General features: G+C 59.7%; 13 protein-coding genes. 11 read left to right on the top strand and 2 right to left on the bottom strand.

All coding sequences use genetic code 11. The features are described 5' to 3' along the window. Positions 1-645 precede the first annotated feature (645 nt). Entirely contained in the window at positions 646-915 is a 270-nt protein-coding gene (locus tag M5B43_RS25060; RefSeq protein ID WP_248752580.1) for a DUF2790 domain-containing protein, read from the bottom strand. 397 nt (positions 916-1312) lie between these two features. Between M5B43_RS25060 and acs the strand changes: the two genes are divergently transcribed. From acs to argR, 7 genes are all read left to right on the top strand, one after another. After that, entirely contained in the window at positions 1313-3268 is a 1956-nt protein-coding gene (gene acs / locus M5B43_RS25055; RefSeq protein ID WP_248752579.1) for an acetate--CoA ligase, read from the top strand. A gap of 641 nt (positions 3269-3909) precedes the next feature. Next, positions 3910-4695, top strand: coding sequence for an ABC transporter substrate-binding protein (locus tag M5B43_RS25050; protein WP_248752578.1), 786 nt, complete (start codon positions 3910-3912; stop codon positions 4693-4695). 92 nt (positions 4696-4787) lie between these two features. After that, on the top strand, positions 4788-5477 hold the full coding sequence (locus M5B43_RS25045; RefSeq protein ID WP_248752577.1) for an ABC transporter permease: 690 nt from the start codon (positions 4788-4790) through the stop codon (positions 5475-5477). Further along, the gene (locus tag M5B43_RS25040) at positions 5474-6172 is read left to right on the top strand and encodes an ABC transporter permease (RefSeq protein ID WP_248752576.1); all 699 of its coding nucleotides are present in this window, start codon (positions 5474-5476) and stop codon (positions 6170-6172) included. The genes M5B43_RS25045 and M5B43_RS25040 overlap by 4 nt, the downstream gene beginning before the upstream one ends. A gap of 1 nt (position 6173) precedes the next feature. Next, on the top strand, positions 6174-7286 hold the full coding sequence (locus tag M5B43_RS25035) for a succinylglutamate desuccinylase/aspartoacylase family protein (RefSeq protein WP_248752575.1): 1113 nt from the start codon (positions 6174-6176) through the stop codon (positions 7284-7286). A gap of 27 nt (positions 7287-7313) precedes the next feature. Then, complete coding sequence (locus M5B43_RS25030; RefSeq protein WP_248752574.1) at positions 7314-8078, top strand: ATP-binding cassette domain-containing protein; 765 nt, start codon at positions 7314-7316, stop codon at positions 8076-8078. A gap of 205 nt (positions 8079-8283) precedes the next feature. Beyond that, positions 8284-9264, top strand: coding sequence for a transcriptional regulator ArgR (gene argR / locus M5B43_RS25025; protein ID WP_248752573.1), 981 nt, complete (start codon positions 8284-8286; stop codon positions 9262-9264). Between the two features lie 8 nt (positions 9265-9272). On the opposite strand, the gene M5B43_RS25020 is transcribed toward argR, so the two are convergent. Further along, on the bottom strand, positions 9273-15161 hold the full coding sequence (locus M5B43_RS25020; RefSeq protein ID WP_248752572.1) for a DUF6543 domain-containing protein: 5889 nt from the start codon (positions 15159-15161) through the stop codon (positions 9273-9275). Positions 15162-15458: 297 nt separating this feature from the next. On the opposite strand from M5B43_RS25020, the gene M5B43_RS25015 reads away from it, so the two are divergent. The 4 genes from M5B43_RS25015 to astD all read left to right on the top strand — a co-directional run bounded on the left by M5B43_RS25015 (position 15459) and on the right by astD (position 20434). Next, entirely contained in the window at positions 15459-16679 is a 1221-nt protein-coding gene (locus tag M5B43_RS25015; RefSeq protein ID WP_248752571.1) for an aspartate aminotransferase family protein, read from the top strand. Positions 16680-16871: 192 nt separating this feature from the next. Next, positions 16872-17891 carry an arginine/ornithine succinyltransferase subunit alpha gene (aruF, locus tag M5B43_RS25010; RefSeq protein ID WP_005790628.1) on the top strand — a complete coding sequence of 340 codons (1020 nt, stop codon included), beginning with the start codon at positions 16872-16874 and terminating at the stop codon, positions 17889-17891. A 51-nt stretch (positions 17892-17942) separates the two neighbouring features. Beyond that, entirely contained in the window at positions 17943-18968 is a 1026-nt protein-coding gene (astA, locus tag M5B43_RS25005) for an arginine N-succinyltransferase (protein ID WP_248752570.1), read from the top strand. Continuing rightward, positions 18968-20434, top strand: coding sequence for a succinylglutamate-semialdehyde dehydrogenase (gene astD, locus M5B43_RS25000; RefSeq protein WP_248752569.1), 1467 nt, complete (start codon positions 18968-18970; stop codon positions 20432-20434). The genes astA and astD overlap by 1 nt, the downstream gene beginning before the upstream one ends. Positions 20435-20554: the final 120 nt, after the last annotated feature.

Below are 20554 nucleotides of genomic sequence, written 5' to 3'. Positions count from 1 at the left end.
GCGGCGACTTCGCCTTCTTCTTCTTTGTCGAATTCGTCCCAGCTCAGCATGACGTGTCGTCTCCTGCGTGAGGGCTCAAAGGTGCCCGTGTGAAACCGGATGGTTGGGTGTTCACACGGCCTAGGGCCGCGGTGGATCTTAAGGAATCGTTTGTTGCAACCGCTAGCGCAGGCATTAAACGCAAATTAGGTGAACGGGTATCTGCGTGAGGCTTGAGGGGCGGAGCGACAGGTGCATGCTCCAGCGCAGCCTCAGGTCTGGCTCTTCATCCCCGTGTAAAGGGATATTGCAGGCCCGATTTACCCGCGCATTATAGGGAAAAATTTGAGTTTGTGTTGCGGCGGATGGTCACGACAGAGCGCCAAAATGGTGTGGTTTTCGGCCAAGGCGAGTGTTTGCAAGGCTTTGCTGGGCTAGGATTTTTTTGACGGGCGGTGGGATGTTTTTTGTAGGGCGGGGGAAGTGGGCTTCTGGGGAGTAAAAATGCCGGGACGGTGCAGAGTTTTGAGGAGGGGTGTGGCGGGTATCGCCTTCGCGAGCAAGCCCGCTCCCACATTTGGACCGAGGTGTGTCAGCTGGCTCTTTGCCGCAAGAGCGATTTCTTGCGGCGAATAAGATCAGGATTAACACCTTTATAATAAGTTGTTATCCGTTAGAGCAACCATTGCCCATGACTTGATACTTTAGAATATGCCGTTGACCTTGCGAGTCTTCATATTCCATTTGTACCGGTACAACGTGGCAAACTTCTGGGATGTTGCTCATGGACACTACTTTGGCAACGTCCAGGTGTGTGCTGTAGGTGTACTCCTCAACAATCGGAGCGTTCTGGCCAGCCAGCTCGCTCGGGGCTTCATCGGCCAGGACGGCGGTTGCGCACAGGCTGCTGAGGGCCATCACTACTAAAGCTTTCATTTCTCTATTTACCTTCTTCAGGGCGAAAGGGGTCACGGGGCCCTTGTGAGGCCACGTGTGTAACTTAAGAGTTGGGAAGTTCGGATTAACGTTGCCTTCGTGGGGGCTGTTGCGTTGTTAATCACAGTGCCTTGTTGGCGGAGTTGATTTTAGGCGTGCAGGTTTCATTCATATACCCGTGCTTTTGATAAACACTATTGGCGGATTTTGTAACAATCCCGTGGTAAAGCTTTTTTCACACACACGCAAAGCGCCGCTGGCTGCGGGCCAGAGCGGCAAACGGGGATAGCAGGGCAATTTGTAGGGGCTTGTTACTACCATCGTCGAATGGTTCTATGGGGGCGCCCCGGCTACAACGGGGTATACAAAAACAACTATTGTCACCGAGGTAAGAAAGATGAGTGCGGCTTCCCTGTACCCCGTTCGCCCCGAAGTAGCAGCCCATACGCTGACCGACGAGGCGACCTACAAGGCCATGTACCAGCAGTCGGTGGTCAACCCCGACGGTTTCTGGCGCGAGCAAGCCAAGCGCCTTGACTGGGTCAAGCCTTTCACCGCGGTGAAGCAGACCTCTTTCGACGACCACCATGTCGATATCAAATGGTTCGCCGATGGCACCCTGAACGTTTCCTATAACTGCCTGGACCGTCACCTCGCTGAGCGTGGCGACCAGGCGGCGATCATCTGGGAGGGCGATGACCCTTCCGAAAGCCGCACCATCACCTACCGCGAGCTGCATGAAGAAGTCTGCAAGTTCGCCAACGCCTTGCGTGGCCAGGATGTGCATCGCGGCGATGTGGTGACCATCTATATGCCGATGATTCCCGAAGCCGTGGTTGCCATGCTGGCGTGCACCCGCATCGGTGCGATCCATTCGGTGGTATTCGGTGGCTTCTCGCCGGAGGCCCTGGCCGGTCGTATCATCGACTGTAAGTCGAAGGTGGTGATCACTGCCGATGAAGGCATTCGTGCAGGTAAGAAAATTCCGCTGAAGGCCAACGTCGACGACGCCCTGACCAACCCGGAAACCAGCAGCATCCAGAAGGTCATCGTGTGCAAGCGCACCAATGGCCAGATCAAGTGGAACCAACACCGCGACATCTGGTACGAAGACCTGATGAAAGTGGCGGGCACCGTGTGTGCGCCCAAAGAGATGGGCGCCGAAGAAGCACTGTTCATCCTCTACACCTCCGGCTCCACCGGTAAGCCTAAAGGCGTGCAGCACACCACCGGCGGCTACCTGCTGTATGCGGCCCTGACCCATGAGCGCGTGTTCGACTACCGCCCGGGCGAGATTTTCTGGTGCACCGCCGACGTCGGTTGGGTCACCGGCCACACCTATATCGTTTATGGCCCACTGGCCAATGGCGCGACCACCTTGCTGTTTGAAGGCGTGCCGAACTACCCGGATATCACGCGGGTGGCGAAAATCGTCGACAAGCACAAGGTCAATATCCTCTACACGGCGCCGACCGCGATCCGCGCGATGATGGCCTCCGGCACCGCCGCCTGCGAAGGCGCTGACGGCAGCAGCCTGCGCCTGTTGGGCTCGGTGGGTGAGCCGATTAACCCGGAAGCGTGGGACTGGTACTACAAGAACGTCGGCCAATCCCGTTGCCCGATCGTCGACACCTGGTGGCAGACCGAAACCGGTGCGACGCTGATGAGCCCGCTGCCGGGGGCCCACGCACTCAAGCCGGGTTCTGCGGCACGGCCGTTCTTTGGGGTGGTACCTGCGTTGGTGGACAACCTGGGCAATATCATCGAGGGCGCTGCCGAAGGCAACCTGGTGATTCTCGATTCGTGGCCAGGCCAGGCGCGTACGCTGTACGGCGACCATGACCGTTTTGTCGACACCTACTTCAAGACCTTCCGGGGCATGTACTTCACCGGTGACGGTGCCCGTCGCGATGAGGACGGCTACTGGTGGATCACTGGCCGTGTGGATGACGTGTTGAACGTGTCCGGCCACCGCATGGGCACCGCCGAGATTGAAAGTGCGATGGTTGCTCACCCCAAAGTCGCCGAAGCGGCGGTGGTGGGTGTACCGCATGACATCAAGGGGCAGGGCATCTATGTGTACGTCACCCTGAAAAATGGTGAAGAGCCGAGCGAAGCGCTGCGCCTGGAGCTGAAGAACTGGGTGCGCAAAGAGATCGGGCCGATTGCTTCGCCGGATGTGATCCAGTGGGCGCCGGGGTTGCCGAAGACGCGCTCGGGGAAAATCATGCGTCGGATTCTGCGCAAGATTGCGACGGCCGAGTACGACGGGTTGGGGGATATTTCCACCCTGGCAGACCCGGGTGTGGTGGCGCACTTGATTGAAACGCACAAGACCATGAACGTCGCATAAGGCGGGCTGGTCAGACAAAGCCCCATTCGGTGTGAGCCGGGTGGGGCTTTTTTGTGGCGGCTCAAACCACCGAAAATTCAATGTAGGAGGGGGCAAGCCCCCACCCACATTTTGATTGCATTTCATGACGAGCATCGGAGGTGGCGGAGGTGGTCTGACAGATCTGGATAACCACCAAGCCAATAAATATCGATTTCCGTTGTAAGACGTATCTGAATGTTACCGTGCGACCTAAATGTGTAACCCTCTGCCCAAACCTGAGGCAAAGGGCTACGTTCATGCCCCGAAAAACCGCGTTTTAGACACCCCTGGCAATAAGATTAAACGCCAGACTTGCCGTGCTAGAAGGGTTTGCGAATAATAGGCCCGCAATTTGCAGCATCAACAGGTTTAATATCTTTTGTCTCTGCATAAAATTCAGAGGCTGTCAATGTGCTGGAACCGCTTTCTCGGTGCTTCTGTAAATTGTTGTCGCATTGAGGAAATATCGGCTTCTGGCCTGTCGTTAGAATGCCGATCACTCGCTCGTCGTCGCAGGTGTCTACCTTCGTAGGACGCAGCACCGCTATTCGGTTTCACTTAAGTCGCATCGTGGGCCACGGCTCATACTGCTTTTTGCCCTATACCGATGGAGTCCCAAGATGAAGAAACTCGTGCTGTTGGGCGCCCTGGCGCTGTCCGTGCTGTCCATGCAGGCTTTCGCCGAAGGCAAGCCTCTGAAAATTGGTATCGAAGCGGCTTACCCTCCGTTTGCCTCGAAGGCGCCGGATGGCAGCATCGTTGGTTTTGACTACGACATCGGCAACGCACTGTGCGAAGAGATGAAGGTCAAGTGCACCTGGGTCGAGCAGGAATTCGACGGCCTGATCCCAGCGCTGAAAGTGCGCAAGATCGATGCGATCCTGTCGTCCATGTCCATCACTGACGACCGCAAGAAGTCCGTGGACTTCACCACTCGCTACTACCTGACCCCGGCGCGCCTGGTGATGAAGGAAGGCACTGCCGTCAGCGACAGCCTGGATGAATTGAAAGGCAAGAAGATCGGCGTGCAGCGTGGTTCGATCCACGATCGTTTCGCCAAGGAAGTGTTTGCTCCAAAAGGCGCCACCATCGTTCCTTATGGCACTCAGAACGAAATCTACCTGGACGTGGAGGCCGGTCGTCTCGACGGTACCGTGGCCGACGCCACCCTGCTGGAAGACGGTTTCCTGAAAACCGACGCCGGCAAAGGCTATGCGTTCGTTGGCCCATCCTTCACCGACGTCAAGTACTTCGGCGACGGCGTCGGTATCGCCGTGCGCAAGGGCGACAAGGAAAACCTGGACCGCATCAACGCTGCCATCGCTGCGATCCGTGCCAACGGCAAGTACAAAGAAATCGAGAAAAAGTATTTCAACTTCGATATTTACGGCCCAGAAGCCAAGTAAGTATTCGCAGCTGTCTGTCCAGAATGGCGCAAGCAACAGAAGATTCTGAAGTTTGCGCCATTTTTTCATCCCCCTTTTCGAGGACCTGAATCATGTTGAAAGGCTACGGGGCCGTCATCCTCGATGGCGCATGGTTGACGCTTCAGCTCGCCTTGTCGTCCATGGCCTTGGCCATTGTTCTGGGTCTGATCGGGGTCGCGTTACGCCTGTCGCCGGTGCGCTGGTTGGCTTGGCTGGGTGACTTGTACTCCACGGTGATCCGTGGGATTCCCGACCTGGTGCTGATCCTGCTGATTTTCTACGGCGGTCAGGACTTGCTTAACCGCGTCGCGCCCATGCTGGGCTTCGACGACTATATCGACTTGAACCCCTTGGCCGCCGGTATCGGCACCCTGGGCTTCATCTTTGGCGCCTACCTTTCGGAAACCTTCCGTGGCGCGTTCATGGCCATTCCCAAGGGCCAGGCCGAAGCCGGCCTAGCCTATGGCATGAGTCCTTTCCAGGTGTTTTTCCGGGTGATGGTGCCGCAAATGATTCGGCTGGCGATCCCTGGTTTTACCAACAACTGGCTGGTACTGACCAAGGCCACCGCGCTGATTTCGGTGGTGGGCCTGCAAGACATGATGTTCAAGGCCAAGCAGGCGGCAGACGCCACCCGCGAGCCTTTTACCTTCTTCCTCGCAGTGGCGGCGATGTACCTGGTGATTACCAGCGTATCGTTGCTGGCCCTGCGTCATCTTGAGAAGCGCTACTCGGTAGGCGTAAGGGCGGCTGATCTATGATCTTCGACTACAACGTCATCTGGGGGGCCATGCCGCTGTACCTTGGCGGCCTGCTGACCACCCTGAAACTGCTCGCCATCTCGCTGTTCTTCGGCTTGCTCGCCGCCTTGCCCCTGGGCTTGATGCGCGTGTCCAAGCAGCCGGTCGTCAACGGTGTGGCCTGGCTTTACACCTATGTGATCCGCGGTACGCCGATGCTGGTGCAGTTGTTCCTGATCTACTACGGCCTGGCGCAATTCGAAGCGGTGCGCGAGAGTTTCCTGTGGCCGATGTTGTCCAGTGCGACCTTCTGCGCCTGCCTGGCCTTTGCGATCAACACCAGTGCCTATACTGCCGAGATCATCGCCGGTAGCCTCAAGGCCACGCCGAATGGCGAGATCGAAGCGGCCAAGGCCATGGGCATGTCGCGCTACAAACTGTATCGCCGCATCCTGCTGCCCTCTGCCCTGCGCCGTGCACTGCCGCAGTACAGCAACGAAGTGATCATGATGCTGCAGACCACCAGCCTGGCGTCCATCGTGACCTTGATCGACATCACCGGTGCCGCACGTACGGTGAACGCCCAGTTCTACCTGCCGTTCGAAGCCTATATCACCGCTGGCGCGTTCTACCTGTGCCTGACCTTTATCCTGGTGCGCCTGTTCAAGTTGGCCGAGCGCCGCTGGCTGAGCTACCTGGCTCCACGGAAGCATTGATATGGAACGTATCGATCACCTGTTGCCCTGGGGCCACCTGGGGTGCGAGCGCCAACTGAGCGTCTTTCGTTTCGGCAGCGGCGAGCGCAAAGCCTATATCCAGGCCAGCCTGCACGCCGATGAGTTGCCGGGCATGCGTGCCGCCTGGGAGCTGAAAAAGCGCCTCACTGAACTGGAGCAGCAAGGTGCCCTCAACGGCGTGATCGAGCTGGTGCCGGTGGCGAATCCGATGGGCCTCGGCCAGTTGTTGCAAGGCAGCCATCAGGGCCGTTTCGAGATCGGCAGCGGCAAGAATTTCAACCGCGATTTTTTCGAGTTGAGTGAGCCGGTTGCCCAGTTGCTTCAAGGCCAGCTGGGTGATGACCCGCATGCCAATGTGCGCATGATTCGCCAGGCGATGACCGATGCGCTCAATGCGTTGCCCGAGCCCAGCAGCCAGCTGCAGGGCATGCAACGCGTGTTGCTCAGCCACGCCTGCACCGCCGATATCGTCCTCGACCTGCACTGCGACGCCGAAGCCGCGCTGCACATGTACGCGCTGCCCCAGCACTGGCCGCAGTGGCGTTCGTTGTCGGCGCATTTGAATGTAAAAGTCGGCCTGTTGGCGGAAGACTCCGGCGGCAGTTCGTTTGACGAAGCGTGCTCGCTGCCGTGGTTGCGTCTGTCCCGAGCATTTCCGGCTGCGCAGATTCCGCTGGCGTGCCTGGCGACAACCCTGGAATTGGGTGGCCAGGCCGATACGGGCCGCCATGAAGCAATCTTCCACGCCGAAGGCATCCTTGCGTTCCTCGCCGAACAGGGCCTGATCAAAGGCGAATGGCCGGCACCGCAACACGAACCCTGCGAGGGTGTGCCCTTCGAAGGCACCGAGCTGCTGTTTGCACCCCATGCCGGGGTGATCAGTTACCTGCGTAAAGCCGGTGACTGGGTCGAGACCGGCGAACCGATTTTTGAAGTGATTGACCCTCTGACCGACCGCGTCAGCATTGTCTGTGCGGGCACGTCCGGGGTGTTGTTTGCCGTTGAACGGCTACGTTATGCCCAAGCGGGTTTCTGGCTGGCCAAGGTGGCGGGGCGCGAAGCGCTGCGTCACGGGCGCTTGCTCAACGACTGACCACCTGTTTTTGTGAGAACCGACCGCATGTATAAGCTTGAAGTCCAAGACCTGCATAAACGCTATGGCAGTCATGAAGTGCTCAAAGGTGTGTCCCTGGCTGCCGCAGCCGGTGATGTGATCAGCATCATCGGCTCCAGTGGCTCGGGCAAAAGTACCTTTTTGCGCTGCATCAACCTGCTGGAGCAACCCCACGCCGGCAAGATTCTGCTCAATAATGAAGAGCTGAAACTGGTGGCCAACAAGGACGGCGCCATGAAGGCGGCCGATCCGAAACAGCTGCAGCGCATGCGTTCGCGCCTGTCCATGGTGTTCCAGCATTTCAACCTGTGGTCGCACATGACCGCGCTTGAAAACGTGATGGAAGCCCCGGTGCATGTGCTGGGCATGTCAAAAAAAGAGGCCCGTGAAAAGGCCGAGCACTACCTGGCCAAAGTCGGCGTAGGCCATCGCAAGGATGCGTTCCCCGGCCATATGTCCGGTGGTGAGCAGCAGCGCGTGGCAATCGCCCGTGCCCTGGCGATGGAGCCGGAGGTGATGCTGTTCGATGAGCCTACCTCGGCCCTCGACCCCGAGCTGGTCGGCGAAGTGCTCAAGGTGATGCAAGACCTGGCCCTGGAAGGCCGCACCATGGTGGTGGTCACCCACGAAATGGGCTTTGCCCGTGAAGTGTCCAACCAACTGGTGTTCTTGCACAAAGGCATCGTCGAGGAGCGTGGCAACCCGCGCGAAGTGCTGGTCAATCCCCAGTCCGAGCGCCTTCAGCAGTTCCTCTCCGGCAGCTTGAAATAGCCCCCCTGCGGTTGGAGCTGCTTTAGGTGGGAGGGGGCTTGCTCCCGATTGAGGTGCATCAGCTACACATGTATTGGCTGATACACCGCTATCGGGGGCAAGCCCCCTCCCACTGTGGTCCGCATCGTTTTTGAGATTTCTATTCACTTACGGGCTAGCATTGGCCCTTGTCTTCATTACTGTTACTCGCTTCGGATAGCCCTCCATGACCGCCCATCGAATTGGTTTCCTGATTTGGCCCAGCACAAAAGCACTCACGCTTGCGCTGGCTGAGGAGGCTTTGCGCGTTGCTCAGCGAGTGCACCCGGATGTGGTCTACGAGTTGTCCTTCCTCCTTGCAGAGCCGGCCACTGATGGTGCCTGGCAACTGCCGGGGGAGCCGTGGGCCGGCAAGCTTGAAGGCTTCCAGAAACTGTTCTTGCTGGCGGATGAGCCTCCCACCGTTATCGCCTCCCAGTTGAGCTCCGCGCTCAAGCAACTGGTGCGCGCGGGGTGTGTCATCGGCGGGTTGTCGGCCGGTGTATACCCGCTTGCGCAATTGGGCTTGCTCGACGGCTACCGCGCCGCCGTGCACTGGCGCTGGCAGGATGACTTTGCCGAGCGCTTCCCCAAGGTCATCGCCACCAGCCATCTGTTTGACTGGGACCGCGATCGCCTGACCGCCTGCGGTGGCATGTCGGTGCTTGACCTGTTGCTGGCGGTGTTGGCCCGTGACCACGGCGCCGAGCTGGCCGGTGCCGTGTCCGAAGAGCTGGTGGTGGAACGCATCCGCGAAGGCGGCGAGCGTCAACGCATTCCGTTGCAAAACCGCCTGGGCTCCAGTCATCCCAAGCTGACCCAGGCGGTGCTGTTGATGGAGGCCAATATCGAAGAGCCGTTGACCACCGACGAAATCGCCCAGCATGTCTGCGTATCGCGACGACAGCTGGAACGGATCTTCAAGCAATACCTCAATCGTGTCCCCAGCCAGTACTACCTGGAACTGCGCCTGAACAAGGCCCGCCAGATGCTCATGCAAACCAGCAAGTCGATCATCCAGATCGGCCTGTCCTGCGGCTTCTCCTCGGGGCCGCACTTCTCCAGCGCCTACCGCAATTTCTTCGGCGCTACCCCGCGTGAAGACCGCAACCAGCGGCGCAGCAGCAGCCCGTTCGAGTTGTCGTCGGTACCCTCTGAGCGCGGTTGATTAAACCGTTAGTCCTCTTCTGGTGCAGGCAGAGCCACCACCAGCGGCCCACCTTGGGAGTCCACGGTGGCGGCCGCAACCTGGAAGTCGACGCCCGTGCGTTGGTAGTACTGACGCAAGCGCTCCAGGCTTTGCGCCGACAGTGGGTTGCCGCTCAAGTCGCTGTCGCCATTGAAGGCGGCTGACGTCTCCAGCAGGTCCGCCGGTATCTCCCGGATCGCGTTATTGCTTAGGTCCAGCGTTTGCAGTTGATCCAGGCCAAATACGCCCTGCGGAACTTCGCTCAGTGCCGCGTTGCTCAGGTACAGCGCAACCAGTTGGTTCAGCGAGCCGACGTCAGGGGCGTGACCCAGGGGGTTGTTGCTCAAATTAACAAACTCAAGTTCGGTCAACCCCGTCAGCACGCCTCGGGTTTCGGGTGTCAGCCGGATTGCGCATTCCGTTATATCCAATGTGGACAGTTTGGGCATGTGCTGGATCGCCTCAGGCAGGGTGCCCAGGGAGCACTTGCTCAGTTTGAGGGTTTGCAAATGGCTGAAGCTGCGCAACGTACCGTCGACACCAGTCGTGGTGCCGTTGCCGTCCAGTTGGAACGAGGTCACGTGGTCGAAGTTGGCGTTCAATTCCGGCAAGTCGCCTAGCACTGGTGTGTCGAGTAAGACCTGGTGGGTCAACTCATCGTCCAGGCTTTCTTCATCCTCGGGGGCTTCTCGTCGCCACGCCTGCTCCAGCAGTGTCTTGAGGTTGCGCCGCCTCAGTTGGTCCTGGGCGCGGGTTTGTTCGTCAATAGGCACATCCAGGATGGGGTGCCGATCCGGTACAGCCTGCACCCACACCTGCAGGTCGTTGTTCAGTCGCTCGTATTCAGCTTCCAGGCGCGCCAACGTAGGTTCGATTGCCGCCATGTCGCCGGGCAGGCGGAAGATGAAACGGTCTGCCTCGTTATCCAGAAACGAGGGGTATAGCCGCTGCGTGCGCATGCGTTGTGATTCGGATGCCTGGGCGGCGAAACTCTCCCCGGTGCGCTGGCAGTAGCGTTTGATCGACTCCAGGGTTTGGGGTGTCAAGGGGTTTGCGGAAAGGTCCAGGCCACTGGTGGTTGAGGCCGGCATGGAAAAAAGAGCCTCGGGCAGTTGCTCGATGGCATTTTTGCTCAAGTTGACCGACTGGCGTGGCGGGTCGCCCAGTAGGCTAGGGGGTACCTGCGTCAATCCGGTGTCTTTCAGCGAGATTGTGCTCAGATTGGGCAGGTGACTGAAATCCGGAGTGCGGGCCAGCGGGTTGTGGTCCAGGTTCAAGTATTCGAGGCGGGTCATGCCTTGCAACCCCGCTACGCTGGTGGGGCTAAGTTCTATTGAACAGCGCGACAGCCCCAGGATGGAGAGTGCCTGCTGGTTGAACACTGGAGCAGGGATGTCGCCGAGCGCCACGTTTTTGATGTCCAGGATACTCAGGGCCGGGAAGCTGTCGATAAAGGCGGTTGACGCCATCGGGCTACCATTGCCTTTGATGGTCAGTGAGCCCACATGTTTGAAGCGCGCGCTCAGTGTGGGCAGCTCGCCCGCGAGCGTTGCAGGGATTTCCAGCGTATGGACGAATTGAGTGTCCTGGGGTGTTTCCCTGCGCCAGCTCCGCTCAAGCAAGGCGTTGAGCTCGCTCCGCCGGGTGGCTTCCGGTGGCGGCAGCTGCGGTTGTTGTGCCCAGTGGTTGAGCTCGGACTGCAGCGTGTCCAGCTCACCGGCCAACCTTGCCAGCTCGCGCTTACCCGCTTCCAGGTCGCCTGGGAGGCTGTAGATAAACTGGTTGATCTGGTGGGTGTCCAGTGAGGGATACAGCATTTTTGCGTCGCGCACATCCACTGCCGGAGCATTGACCTCCCAGTAGGTGCCGTGCTGCTGGTAATAGGCTTTAACGCGCTCAAGGGTGACCGATGTCAGTGGGTTGTCAGACAGGTCGAAGGCAACGCTGGCGTGCGACGGTAGGTCGAACAGTGCCTGCGGTAATTCCCTGATCTGGTTGCCGCTGAGAAAGGCCGCGCTAAGGTCGTTGCGGGTGAGCAAGCCAGGAGGGAGGCGATCGATGCCGGTTTCGGACAGGTCCAGTGTGTTCAGCTCGGTCATCGCTTCCACACTGGGCACCCGACCCAAAGGGTTTTTATGCAGGTCCAGGGTTTGCAATTGGGTCATCGAGGCGAGCTGGGTTTGGCTGTGCGGCGTCAGGGTAATTGCGCAGTCGCTCAGGCTCAATACGTTCAAGCTGCGCATCTGAAGTACAGCTGGGGGCAGGTTGCCTAAGGGAATACTGTCAACGGCCAAGTGACGCAGTCGGGGAAAGTAGCCCAGGAATGCGGCGGCTCCTTGCGTGTGGTTGCTGCCTGACAGCGTCAGCATTGATACGTGATCGAAGTTGGCAGACAGTCGCGGCAGTTCGCCACGAATATGGTAGTGCAAGTTCAGTCGGTAGCCGTCGCGCGTCGGGTCTTCAAAGTAATCGTCGACGGTCAACTCCCTGCGCCAGCAGCGTTTGAGTTCGCGGGCAATGAGTTTGCGATTGCGTTGCTCGTACAGACGCTGGTGTGCGCTGAGTAGGGCGCCGTTTCCGGGGGTGCGAAGCGGAATGTCGCGTTGCCAGGCATTCAGGTCATGTTCCAGTCGGTTGTATTCGATGCGCAGCGCCTCCAGGCCCGCGAGTGCACCGCCAGGCTGTGAGTGCAAGTGGTTCACCAGGGTAGTCAATTGGCGTTCGCGAAGTCTGGGGTACAGGTCGTGCGCGCGTTGAAGCAAGTTCACCGGTCTTAACGGCGCGGGCGCCTGGGCACGATAGCCGTTGTCGCTGCCCAACAGGCGCAGGGTTTCAGTGACACTTTCCGGCTTGCTTTCAGGGGTGAGTAGTGTGCGCAGTTCACTGCGTGGCAGCGGCGCTTGCCGCAGGCGCTGCTTGAGTTGTGCGCCGTCGTGGATGCCAAGGCCGAGCTGGTCACGCTGCTTATCGGGTAGGGCACTTAAAACGGCTGAGTACAGGTCGGTCTCGCTGGAGAGGGCTCCCTGTTCATTGTGGGGCTGGTAGCGGCCGGCTTCAGTACGCACCAACGTGCGTTGGATCGGGGCGTCATCTGGACCGATCCGCAGCCAAGTCGGCCCGGTCAGCGAGTGGTGACGAGCCTCTAGCTGTACCTCGCCAGACCAGCCTGGCAGTGTGCGCAGGGAGTTCAGTGCCAGGCGATCAGTGTCCAGGGAGGGCGGCGCATTCAGGTGCTGACCCTCATAGGCACGGTTGATCCGTACTTCATTCAACGCGGTGCGTGCCAGTTCGGCCAGGCGCGGGGGCGTGTTTCGTTCATGCAGTGCTTCAAGTTCTGCACCGCTGGCCTCGCTCACAAGTGTTTTCGCAACGCTTATAGGCAGTTCAGGCGTGGTGGTGAGCAATTGCTGGGTAAGCGGTTCGGTGGTGGCTTGCAACGTCCCATAACGCGAGTCGAACAACGCGCTGCGCTGGCTATCGGCAATGTCCGCCAGCTTATGACGTAGCAGCTGGGCGCGGCGATCCAGGCTGAGTTCGGGATCGCTGGCGCGCTCACCGAACTGCGCACGGATTTCTTCGGTGCTCATCCCACGCAGGACGGTTTTCAGCAAGTCGCCGTTCTCCAGTTGGGCCTCAAATACCTGAATCACTGGCATGCGCTCATCACCGAACTCCCAGGCTGTTTGCCCCTTGTCGTTGACGATGCGCAAGGCTTTGGTGGGCGGCCACGAGCCGTGGGTGGTCAACACTTGCAAGGTGTCTTGTGGGTCAATCAGGTGGTACACCGCCGGGTCGTCGCTGCGTAGCTGATCGATCAGCCGCTGGATGCTGCGGTCGATGCGCAGACGACTCAAGGTGTCGTCCAGCAGCGCTGCCGGACGTTCACTGGTGACGTGCATTTTGCGCACGACATCTTCATTCACGCCGCTGATCTGCAGGGCCAGTTCCCGGTCCGCCTCGCTCAAATCCTTCACGCTGTGGCCCAGCCTGCGCAACAAGGTGTGTTTGTCCCATTGCAAGGGGTGTTCGAGTTCGGTGTGCCACGCGCCGGCGCCGTTGTGCCGCATAATCGGACGATAGGCGTCAGGACGGGTCGGGTGCTTGATGTAATAAAGCTCGCTGTCTTGGGCTTTTTCCACGGCGTACAGCTTGTCTTCCAGCGGCAGGACTTTTTCCGTGCGTAGCTCGTGCAGGCCCAGTTCGTTTATACCGATACGCGGGTGCAGCGATGATGGGTATTCGTACGGCGTCAGATCCGGTTTCCAGTAACGCTTGGCACCATTGGCCAGGCTGACGGGGTTGAATCTGTCCACATAGGCGAGAACTTCCTTGGGCAGTACCTTGCGTAACTCCGGCGCGCCAATCTGGCTGCCCGCGGCAAATGCACCCAATTGCACCAGGGATTCCAGCACGCTCATAAGATGACCGAAGGCTTCCTTGCCCTGGCCTTCGGCCCAATCGACAATCCCTTCGAATACGTCATCGAGCAGTTGATAGGCCATGTAGCCAAGCATCAGCTCGCCCAGCCCCGGGACAAACGGGGCCACCACCATCAATGCCGCATTGAGGATCGAGGAAGCAACATTGACGAAGGAGTCCCAAAGCCGCCAGCGCGCCTCGCGATCGACACTGGCGGTGGAGACGGCAAGGGTACGGGCATCGTTGAGAATTTTGTCGAGTTTGCTCTGGTACTGATGTAACCAGGGATCGCCCAAGATCGGCCGCGCATCAAACTGCAATTTGGGGTCATCCGTAGGTGTCCTGCGCCAGGGAGCCTCGCTGCTGCCTTTGACCGGTGGATGCCAGGTGATGCGTGCCAGGCGCTGGTCCAGGCCGGAAAAAAACGCCCCGCGATGGACGTGGGGCACAAAGCGGCTGAAGAAGGTCTGGTAGTCGGGATCCCGCAGTTGGCGTACCAGTTCCTGCTTGAAGGCCAGCGGCGAGGCATATTCCTTAAGTGGATGCTGTGGATCATCTGGAACGTACGCCACCAGGCGTTGGGCTGACCGAGGGGTTTCCAGGTTTGGGGCAAACAAGTGGATGCCTGTGAGCGGAACGTCCATCAGGTTCAAATCCTGACAGCGCAAAGGTTGGCCATCGAGCCTGAGGTGGGGGGTACCTTCGATCAGCCCTTCGATCAAGGCCGCGAAATCATCGTTGATATCTCCCTGGATGCGTGCCAACTGCAGCGCTGTGCGCAGTGCGGCCTTATGGCTGGCCTCGACCTTCAGGCGTAAGACCGCGGCGGCAACCGGGTTGGACATTCCCAGTTGATCGTTGAGGTAACGGGCGTAGCGGGCTCCGATATCCAAGTCTCGGCACAGACCGGTGAACGCCGGGATTGACAGTACACGCTTGATTTGCGGCAAGGTGTCAAATTGCCCGTTGGGCGAGGGGCGAGTGATAAAGGTCGAAGTTGGCTCGTAGGCGTCGGCCAGCGTTTCTTTGTGTTCGAAGTTATGCAAGGCGGCGTCAAGCAGCGAGACCGTCCAGGTTCGTGTGGCGCCCGAACGTGTCGGGAACCACGGGATGTTGAGGGGGATGTACAGGCGCACATAGGTGGCCTCGACATCCAGCTCCAGGCCGAAGTTGGCTTTCAGGGCCTGTTCAAGCAGAGGCGTGGCGAACGCCTTGACGTCCTGCAGGCTTTGTAATGCCTGGTCTACCGTATTTTGCGCATTCCAGTGGGCGCCCGTCAGGCGCTTGAGTGCGGCCCGCTGCTCGGCGCTGCCCAGCAGCAGCGGTTGCGGCGAGGTCCTGGCCAGCGCTTGACGTTTGTCGCCGCTGGCATTACCCAGCCAGGAGGGCAGGGCGTTGGTCAGCAGTTGATAGTGGGTGTCGGGCAGGCGAGTGTCGGAGAGGTCGATGTTTGTCATGGAGCGGGTCCGGGTACGTTATGAAGGTTCGAAGTAAACCAGCCGGCCGCGGGTAGGCGACTTTAGATAATTAGGGGGGGCGCATTCCTTTCACCTGATGACCCTGACGCGAAAGCGGCGCAGCGTTTAAACTGCGCCATTGCGACGCTATTTGTCGCATTGGCGTAAACCCACGAAAATCGCGGGTTGGCGCTATAAGAAGTTGTCGCTTGGCGACAAGGCTGCACTGAAAACTGTCCTTACAATCTCTGCATCGCCCGCCAGTTTCAGGCAGGCGTTCCTCTTCAGGAGACTCCGATGTCCGTTGAGCAAGCCCCGGTGCAACGTGCCGATTTCGACCAGGTGATGGTTCCCAACTATGCACCTGCCGCATTTATCCCCGTGCGTGGCGCAGGTTCGCGCGTATGGGACCAGGCGGGTCGAGAGCTGATCGACTTTGCCGGCGGCATCGCGGTTAACGTATTGGGCCACGCCCATCCAGCGCTGGTCGGCGCGCTGACCGAACAGGCCAACAAGCTGTGGCATGTCTCCAACGTCTTCACCAATGAGCCGGCCCTGCGCCTGGCCCATAAACTGATCGACGCCACCTTTGCCGAGCGTGTGTTCTTCTGCAACTCCGGCGCCGAGGCCAACGAGGCCGCCTTCAAGCTGGCCCGTCGCGTCGCGTTCGACCGTTTCGGCAGCGAGAAGTACGAGATCATCGCCGCGCTGAACAGCTTCCACGGCCGTACCCTGTTTACCGTTAACGTCGGTGGCCAGTCGAAGTACTCCGACGGTTTCGGGCCTAAAATCACCGGTATCACCCATGTGCCTTATAACGACCTGGCCGCACTGAAAGCCGCCGTGTCCGACAAGACCTGCGCCGTGGTGCTGGAGCCGATCCAGGGCGAAGGTGGCGTGCTGCCGGCCGAACTCGCTTACCTGCAAGTCGCCCGCGAACTGTGCGACGCCAACAATGCACTGCTGGTGTTCGACGAAGTGCAAACCGGCATGGGCCGCAGCGGGCACCTGTTCGCTTACCAGCACTACGGCGTTGTGCCGGATATCCTCACCAGCGCCAAGAGCCTGGGCGGTGGTTTCCCGATTGCCGCGATGCTCACCCGTGAAGACCTGGCCAAGCACTTGGTGGTCGGCACCCACGGCACCACCTACGGCGGCAACCCGCTGGCGTGCGCGGTGGCCGAGGCGGTCATCGACGTGATCAACACGCCAGAGGTACTGGCGGGCGTCAACGCCAAGCACGACCTGTTCAAGGTGCGCCTGGAGCAGATCGGCAAGCAGTACGGCATTTTCACCGAAGTGCGCGGCATGGGCCTGCTGCTCGGTTGCGTACTGAGCGACGCCTTCAAAGGCAAGGCCAAGGACGTATTCAACGCGGCCGAGAAAGAAAACCTGATGATCCTGCAAGCCGGCCCCGACGTGGTGCGTTTCGCCCCGAGCCTGGTGGTGGAAGAGGCGGACATCCAGGAAGGCCTGGACCGTTTTGAGCGTGCTGTGAAGACGCTGACGCAAGCCTGATACAAATCTATCTGCCGGACCGGATCCAATGTGGGAGGGGGCTTGCCCCCGATAGCAGTCTGTCAGTTGATACATTTGGTGACTGGTACACCGCCATCGGGAGCAAGCCCCCTCCCACATTAGGAGCAGTGTTGTTCCTGACCTGTCCGGCATTTTTCCCTTTATGAGTTTTTCGAGTTAAGGAGTGACACCATGCTGGTGATGCGCCCCGCGCAAATGGCTGATCTGGGCGAGGTACAGCGTCTGGCTGCGGACAGCCCGATTGGTGTCACCTCCTTGCCGGATGATGTGGAACGCCTGAGCGACAAGATCGCCGCCAGCGAAGCCTCCTTCGCGGCCGAGGTGAGTTTCAACGGTGAAGAAAGCTATTTCTTCGTGCTCGAAGACACCGATACCGGCAAGCTCGCCGGTTGCTCGGCCATCGTTGCTTCAGCCGGCTACTCCGAACCGTTCTACAGTTTCCGTAACGAAACCTTCGTGCACGCCTCCCGAGAGCTGAAGATCCATAACAAGATCCACGTGCTTTCCCAGTGCCATGACCTGACCGGTAACAGCCTGCTCACCAGTTTCTACGTGGTGCCGGAATTGGTCGGATCGCCCTGGTCGGAACTCAACTCCCGTGGCCGCCTGCTGTTCGTTGCCAGCCACCCCGAGCGCTTTGCCGATTCGGTGGTAACCGAGATTGTCGGCTACAGCGACGAAAACGGTGATTCGCCGTTCTGGGACGCCATCGGTCGCAACTTCTTCGATCTCAACTATGCCGCCGCCGAGCGCCTGTGCGGGCTGAAAAGCCGCACCTTCCTCGCCGAGTTGATGCCGCATTACCCGATCTACGTGCCGCTGTTGCCGGACGAGGCCCAGGAAGCCATGGGCCAGGTGCACCCGCGTGCGCAGATCACCTTCGACATCCTGATGCGCGAAGGTTTCGAGACCGACCACTACATCGACATCTTCGACGGTGGCCCGACGCTGCACGCACGGGTTTCGGGTATTCGCTCGATCGCCCAGAGCCGCGTGGTACCGGTGAAGATCGGCGAGATGGTCAAGGGCGTCGGTCGCCAGTACCTGGTGAGTAACGCGCAGTTGCAGGATTACCGCGCGGTGATGCTGGAGCTGGACTATGCGCCAGGCAAGCCAGTAACCCTGGACCTGGCGGCCGCCGAAGCCCTGGGCGTTGGCGAAGGCGCGAGCGTGCGTTTGGTCGCGGTATAAAAACAGAGTTTCGCGGGTGGCTGACAACAGCGGCCCGTTCGAGGAGATAGCATGATCGTTCGTCCCGTACGCAGCAGCGATTTACCGGCCCTGATTGATCTGGCGCGCAGCACCGGCACCGGCCTGACCACCTTGCCGGCCAACGAAGAGCGCCTGACCCACCGGGTTGGCTGGGCGGAAAAAACCTTTCGCGGCGAAGCCGGGCGCGGCGATGCCGACTACCTGTTTGTGCTGGAAAACGACGAAGGCCGCGTGGTCGGCATTTCTGCCATTGCCGGTGCCGTGGGCCTGCGTGAGCCCTGGTACAACTTCCGGGTCGGGCTGACCGTCAGCGCCTCTCAGGAGCTGAATATCTACCGCGAGATTCCGACGCTGTTTCTGGCCAACGACCTCACCGGCAATTCCGAATTGTGCTCGTTGTTTTTGCATGCCGATTATCGCAACGGTCTTAACGGCCGCATGTTGGCCAAGGCGCGCATGTTGTTTATCGCGGAGTTCCCGCAATTGTTCGGCAACAAGATCATTGCCGAGATGCGCGGCGTATCCAACGACGCCGGGCGTTCGCCGTTCTGGGAAAGCCTGGGTCGACACTTCTTCAAAATGGAGTTCAGCCAGGCCGACTACCTTACCGGTGTGGGCAACAAGGCGTTTATCGCCGAGCTGATGCCGAAGTTTCCGCTGTACAGCTGCTTCCTGTCCGAGGATGCGCGCAACGTGATCGGCAAGGTCCATCCGGACACCGAGCCGGCCCTGAGCATGCTCAAGAGCGAAGGGTTCAGCTATCAGGGCTATGTCGATATCTTCGATGCGGGCCCAGCGGTGGAGTGTGAGACCAGCAAAATCCGTGCGGTGCGCGACAGCCAGTCGCTGGTGTTGGCCATCGGCACGCCGGGGGACGACGCCACGCCGTTCCTGATCCATAACCGCAAGCGCGATGAGTGCCGTATCACTGCTGCTCCGGCCCGGCTGGCGGCAGGTACCCTGGTGGTCGATCCGCAGACCGCCAAGCGCCTGCAGCTGGTGGTGGGTGATCAAGTGCGTGCCGTACCGTTGTCCGCTGCTCGGGAGTCCAAGTAATGAATTCGCTGTATATCGCAGGTAGCTGGCTGGCTGGCCAGGGTGAGTTGTTCGAATCGCGCAACCCGGTGACCCAGCAGGTATTGTGGGCCGGCAATGGCGCCACCGCCGAGCAGGTCGAGTCCGCCGTGCAGGCGGCACGCCAGGCATTCCCTGCGTGGGCTCGTCTGCCGTTGGAAGAACGCATCAGCGTGCTGGAAGCCTTTGCCAACACCCTGAAAAGCCGTGCCGATGAAATCGCCCGCTGCATTGGTGAGGAAACCGGTAAACCCTTGTGGGAATCGGCTACCGAAGTCACCAGCATGGCCAACAAGATCGCCATTTCGGTGCAGAGTTATCGTGAGCGCACTGGCGAAAAGAGCGGCCCATTGGGTGACGCCACCGCGGTATTGCGTCACAAGCCTCACGGCGTGGTGGCGGTGTTCGGCCCGTACAACTTCCCCGGGCATTTGCCCAACGGCCATATCGTCCCGGCCTTGCTGGCGGGTAATACCGTGCTGTTCAAACCCAGCGAGCTGACCCCGAAAGTTGCCGAGCTGACCGTGCAATGCTGGATCGAAGCCGGCCTGCCGGCGGGCGTGTTGAACCTGCTGCAAGGCGCGCGGGAAACCGGCATCGCCCTGGCCGCCAACCCCGGCATAGACGGCTTGTTCTTCACCGGCTCCAGCCGCACCGGCAATCATCTGCATCAGCAGTTTTCGGGGCGCCCGGACAAAATCCTCGCTCTGGAAATGGGCGGCAACAACCCGCTGGTCGTGGATGAAGTGGCCGATGTGGATGCGGCGGTCTACACCATCATCCAGTCTGCGTTTATCTCGGCTGGTCAGCGTTGCACCTGCGCCCGTCGCTTGCTGGTACCGGAAGGCGCCTGGGGCGATGCATTGCTGGCGCGGCTGGTGGCGGTGAGCGCAACGATTGAAGTCGGTGCGTTCGACCAGCAACCGGCGCCGTTCATGGGCTCGGTAATCTCCCTTGGCGCGGCGAAAGCCTTGATGGACGCCCAGGAATTGATGTTGGCCAATGGCGCCGTAGCGCTGCTGGAAATGACCCAGCCACAGGATCAGGCCGCATTGCTGACCCCAGGCATCATCGACGTGACCGGCGTAACCGAGCGCGAAGACGAAGAACTGTTCGGCCCGCTGTTGCAGGTGATTCGCTACGCGGATTTCGCCGAGGCAATCGCAGAGGCCAACAACACCCAATACGGCCTGGCCGCTGGCCTGTTGTCGGATAGCGAAGCGCGTTACCAGCAGTTCTGGCTGGAAAGCCGTGCCGGTATCGTCAACTGGAACAAGCAGTTGACCGGCGCCGCCAGTACCGCACCGTTTGGCGGGGTAGGGGCCTCGGGTAACCATCGGGCCAGTGCGTATTACGCGGCCGATTATTGTGCGTATCCGGTGGCGTCGCTGGAAACGCCGAGTCTGGTGGTGCCAGCCACGTTGACCCCTGGCATAACGCTGATCTGAATGTGGGAGGGGGCTTGCTCCCGATGGCGGTGTGTCAGTCACCTAATTAGTCAACTGACACCCTGCTATCGGGAGCAAGCCCCCCTCCCACATTTGAACTGTGGTGTGTTCAAGTAATTT

This window comes from Pseudomonas sp. MWU15-20650, from assembly GCF_023242475.1.
Classification (GTDB): domain Bacteria; phylum Pseudomonadota; class Gammaproteobacteria; order Pseudomonadales; family Pseudomonadaceae; genus Aquipseudomonas.
This window is presented reverse-complemented; position numbering and strand designations above follow the sequence as displayed.